Source organism: Inquilinus sp., assembly GCF_057815775.1.
In genome coordinates this window covers 1-4,016 of the sequence record NZ_JBYRFX010000614.1, presented here as the reverse complement: position 1 = coordinate 4,016, position 4,016 = coordinate 1, and the positions used below count along the sequence as shown (strand labels likewise).

General features: G+C 67.5%; 4 protein-coding genes. All 4 read right to left on the bottom strand.

Going from position 1 to position 4,016, the window contains the following annotated elements:
• Window positions 1-255, bottom strand: a 255-nt coding sequence (locus tag AC3XYG_RS21510; protein WP_489141914.1) for a DUF192 domain-containing protein, incomplete at its 3' end; no start/stop codon positions are given.
• A 40-nt stretch (window positions 256-295) separates the two neighbouring features.
• The gene (locus AC3XYG_RS21505; protein ID WP_489141913.1) at window positions 296-1,414 is read right to left on the bottom strand and encodes an acetoin utilization protein AcuC; all 1,119 of its coding nucleotides are present in this window, start codon (window positions 1,412-1,414) and stop codon (window positions 296-298) included.
• A gap of 7 nt (window positions 1,415-1,421) precedes the next feature.
• Window positions 1,422-2,375, bottom strand: a complete 954-nt coding sequence (secF, locus tag AC3XYG_RS21500; protein WP_489141912.1) for a protein translocase subunit SecF — start codon at window positions 2,373-2,375, stop codon at window positions 1,422-1,424.
• The coding region (gene secD / locus AC3XYG_RS21495; RefSeq protein ID WP_489141911.1) for a protein translocase subunit SecD at window positions 2,375-4,016 on the bottom strand (1,642 nt) is incomplete at its 5' end. The genes secF and secD, both read right to left, overlap by 1 nt.

Below are 4,016 nucleotides of genomic sequence, written 5' to 3'. Positions count from 1 at the left end.
CGCCTGCGGCTCGACCACATCGAACACGAACAGCATGCCGGCATCCGGCGCCATGGTCTTTCGAAACATCAGGCCGCGCTCCTGATCCGCCGGCGTCAGCGCCAGTTCGACCGTGAAGTGGAAGCGCTTGCCGGCGGCGGTCTCGATCGTCAGGTCGCTGTTGTCGGGCTTGACCGACGGCGCCTGGTCCTGCGCCAGCGCCGGGCCGGCGGCGAAGACCAGGAGGGCGAGTGCGGCGAGGATCGTCTTCATCATCGTCCTGTTGTCGGAGGCAGGAGGGAAAGGTGGCGGTCTGTCATGGCGCCAGCACGGCGCGGACGGTGTCCTGCACCGCCGGCCGCACCGGGCCGAGCCTCGGCGGATCGTCCATCCGGTCGAACCAATAAGGCTCTGGCGGCGTACCGCGGCGGCGCGACCAGGACAGGCCGGCCAGCACCGCCCGGGAGGCATCCGTCAGCGGCGCCGCCGGATCGAGGCCGTTCAGCACCGCCCAGACACCGGCCCAGCAGCGCCCGACCGTCCAGGGATTGTAGCCGCCGCCGCCCAGCACCAGCAGCCGGGGCGCGATCCGCCGCACCGCGGCCGCCACATCCCACAGCGCGCGGTTGGACAGCGACAGGCGGCTCAGCGGGTCGTGATGCAGCGCATCGGCGCCGCATTGCAACACCACGATGTCGGGGGCGAACCGGTCGACCAGCGGCAGCAGCGCCTCGTCGCGCACCAGCGCCATCTCGTCGTCGTTCAGGTCCCGCGGCATCGGCAGGTTGCGGGCGTTGCCGCCGCCGCGATCGTCCACCGCACCGGTGAAGGGCCAGCGCTGGCCTTCATGCACCGACACCGTCAGCACTCTGACATCGCCGGCAAAGGCGTCCTGCACCCCGTCGCCGTGATGCGCATCGACATCGAGATAGGCGATGCGGCCGAAGCCGCGGTCGAGCAGCGACAGGATTGCCAGCACCGGATCGTTGAAATAGCAGAAGCCGGAGGCGCGGTCGGGCCGGCCATGATGCAGCCCGCCGGCCGGGCTGTAGACCACGGCGCCCTCAGCCCCGTCCGCCAGGATGCCGGCGCCGAGCAGCGAGGAGCCGCAGGCTGTTGCCGGGCGGCGGAACACCTCGCCGAAGATCGGATTCTCGACTCCGCCGAGATTGTGCCGCTGCCGGCGCACGGGATCGAGATCCTGGTCGCGCTCGGCATCCTGCACCGCCGCGACATAGTCCGGATGGTGGAACCGGGTCAGCGCCGCGACCGGGGCCAGCGGCCCTTCACGATACTGCCCGGCATCCAGCCAGCCCTGCGCCCGGATCAGGTCGAGCGCGGTGGAGACGCGCGGGATGGCGAGCGGATGCTTCGACCCGTAGCTGGAATGGCGATAGACTTCGCTGCCGATCAGGACCGGCCGCGTTGCCGCCATTCCCGGATCAGGCCTTCTTGCCCGCCGTCACGTCGGTCCCCGCCGGCGGCGCCTTCTTGCGGAACAGCTTGTCCTCGCCCAGGAACAGCAGGATCGGCGCCGCGATGAAGATCGACGAGGTCGTGGCGACGACGACACCGATCAGGATCACGAAGGCGAATTGCTGCAGGGTCTCGCCGCTCCAGATCGCCAGCGGCAGGCAGGCCAGGAAGGTGGCCAGCGAGGTGCCGATGGTGCGGTTCAGCGTCTGGTTGATCGACAGGTCGATCAGCTGGCGCAGCGGCATCGCCTTGAACAACCGCAGATTCTCGCGCACGCGGTCGTAGACCACGACCTTGTCGTTGACGGAGTAGCCGAGGACGGTCAGGAGTGCCGCGATCGAGGTCAGGTTGAACTCGAAGCCGGTGATGGCATAGACGCCGACCATCTTGGTGACGACGAGGATCATGGTGACGACGGCGCCGACACCGAACTGCCATTCGAAGCGGAACCAGATGTAGAACAGCATGGCGACGAGCGCGAGGCCCAGCGCCATCATGCCGTTCTGGAACAATTCGCCCGACACCGTGCCCCCCACGGAATCACTCGCGCCGACGGTGACGCCCGGCACCTTGTCGACCAGCGTCTGTTTGATCGTCTGGTAGGCCTGCTGCTGCTGCGCGTCGGTCGGCTGCGCCTCCATCCGCACCAGCACGTCGCGGGGCGACCCGAACTGCTGGAGCTGCACCTGGCCGAAGCCGAGGCTGTCGATATCCGACCGCAGCGTGGTGAAATCCGCCGGCTGCGGCGTGTTGATCTGGAAGGTGATGCCACCCTTGAAATCAACGCCGTAGTTCAGTCCCGGATAGAAGAACAGGATGACCGACGCGGTGCTGAGGAAGGCCGAGGTGGCGAGACCGATGATCCGGCCCCGCATGAACTTGATCTTGGTGTCGTCCGGGACGAGACGGAGCCAAAACATTACGCTTTCCTCAGCACGGGCAGGACGGTGGGCCGCTTGCGGCGGATCCAGCCGACCATCATGAAACGCACCAGCACGATCGCGGTGAACATCGAGGTCAGGATGCCGATCGCCGTGGTGACGGCGAAGCCGCGCACCGGGCCCGAACTCAGCGAGTACAGGATCCCCATCTTGATCAGCGAGGTCACGTTGGCGTCGAAGATCGTGCCGAACGCTCGGCTGAAGCCCGCATCCATCGCCGAGAAGGGCGACCGGCCGCGTTTGGTTTCCTCATGCAGGCGTTCGTTGATCAGGATGTTGGCGTCGACCGACAGGCCGAGCGTCAGCAGCAGGCCGGCGATGCCGGGCAGCGTCAGCGTCGCCTCCAGCAGCGACAGGACCGCCAGCGTGATCACCAGGTTCATGACCAGGGCGATATTGGCGAAGATGCCGAACAGCCCATACGCCGCGGTCATATAGGTGATGACCAGCAGGAAGCCGACGCCGACGGCGATCATGCCGGCCTGGATCGCGTCGGCGCCGAGATCCGGCCCGACCGTGCGCTCTTCGATGATGGTCAGCGGCGCCGGCAGCGCGCCGGCGCGCAGCAGCACCGACAGGTCGTTCGCACTCTGGGCGTCGAAGTTGCCGCTGATCTGGCCCCGGCCGCCTAGGATCGGCTCGTTGATCCGCGGCGCGCTGATCACCTTGTCGTCGAGGACGATGGCGAAGGGCTTGCCGGTGTTGGCCTGGGTGACCTGGCCGAAGCGGCGCGCGCCGACGCTGTCGAACTCGAAATTCACCACCCAGCCGCCGTTCTGCTGGTTGGTGCCGGCCCGGGCGTCGGTCAAGTTGGCGCCGTCGACCTCGATCCGCTTCTTGATCGCTATGGTCTGCGGCGTGGTGCTGCGGCTGTCTTCCAGCGGCAACACCTCGGTGTCCGGCGGCACCGGCTGGCCTTGCTGCCAGTCCAGGTTCACCAGATGGAAGGTCATCTTCGCCGTCTGGCCGAGCAGGCGGCGGATGCGGTCCGGGTTCTGTTCGCCCGGCAGCTGCAGCAGGATGCGGTCGGTGCCCTGGCGCGAGATCAGTGGCTCCTTGGTGCCGCTTTCGTCGACGCGGCGGCGGACGATCTCGATCGACTGCTCGACCGCCCGGGCCTCGCGGTCGCGCAGCCCCACCTCGGTCAGGGTCAGGGCGGCCTTGCCGTCGCTGCCGACGCTGATGTCGAGATCACGCTGGTTGCCGGCCAGGGGGTCGACATTGCCGCTGACCAGGTTGTCGGCCAGCAGCGTCCGCACCCGGTCGGCCTGGCTGGGATCCGCCAGGGTGAAGCCGACCGACCGGTCCTTCACGGCGAGATCGGTGTAGGTGACGTTCTCCCGGCGCAGCAGGCTGCGGATCGACTCCTGGATGTTGGTCAGACGGCTGTCGATCACCGTCTTCATGTCGACTTCGAGCAGGAGGTACGACCCGCCCCGCAGATCGAGACCCAGATTGATCTGTCGTGCCGGAACCCAGGACGGCAGCGCGTCGAGCGTGCTGCGCGGCAGGATGTTCGGCAGGCTCAGGATCACGCCGAGGAGGCACACCACCCAGATGGCGACCTTCTTCCACGGGGCGAAATACATCATCGACGGCAAGCTCTCAAAAATCACTCGG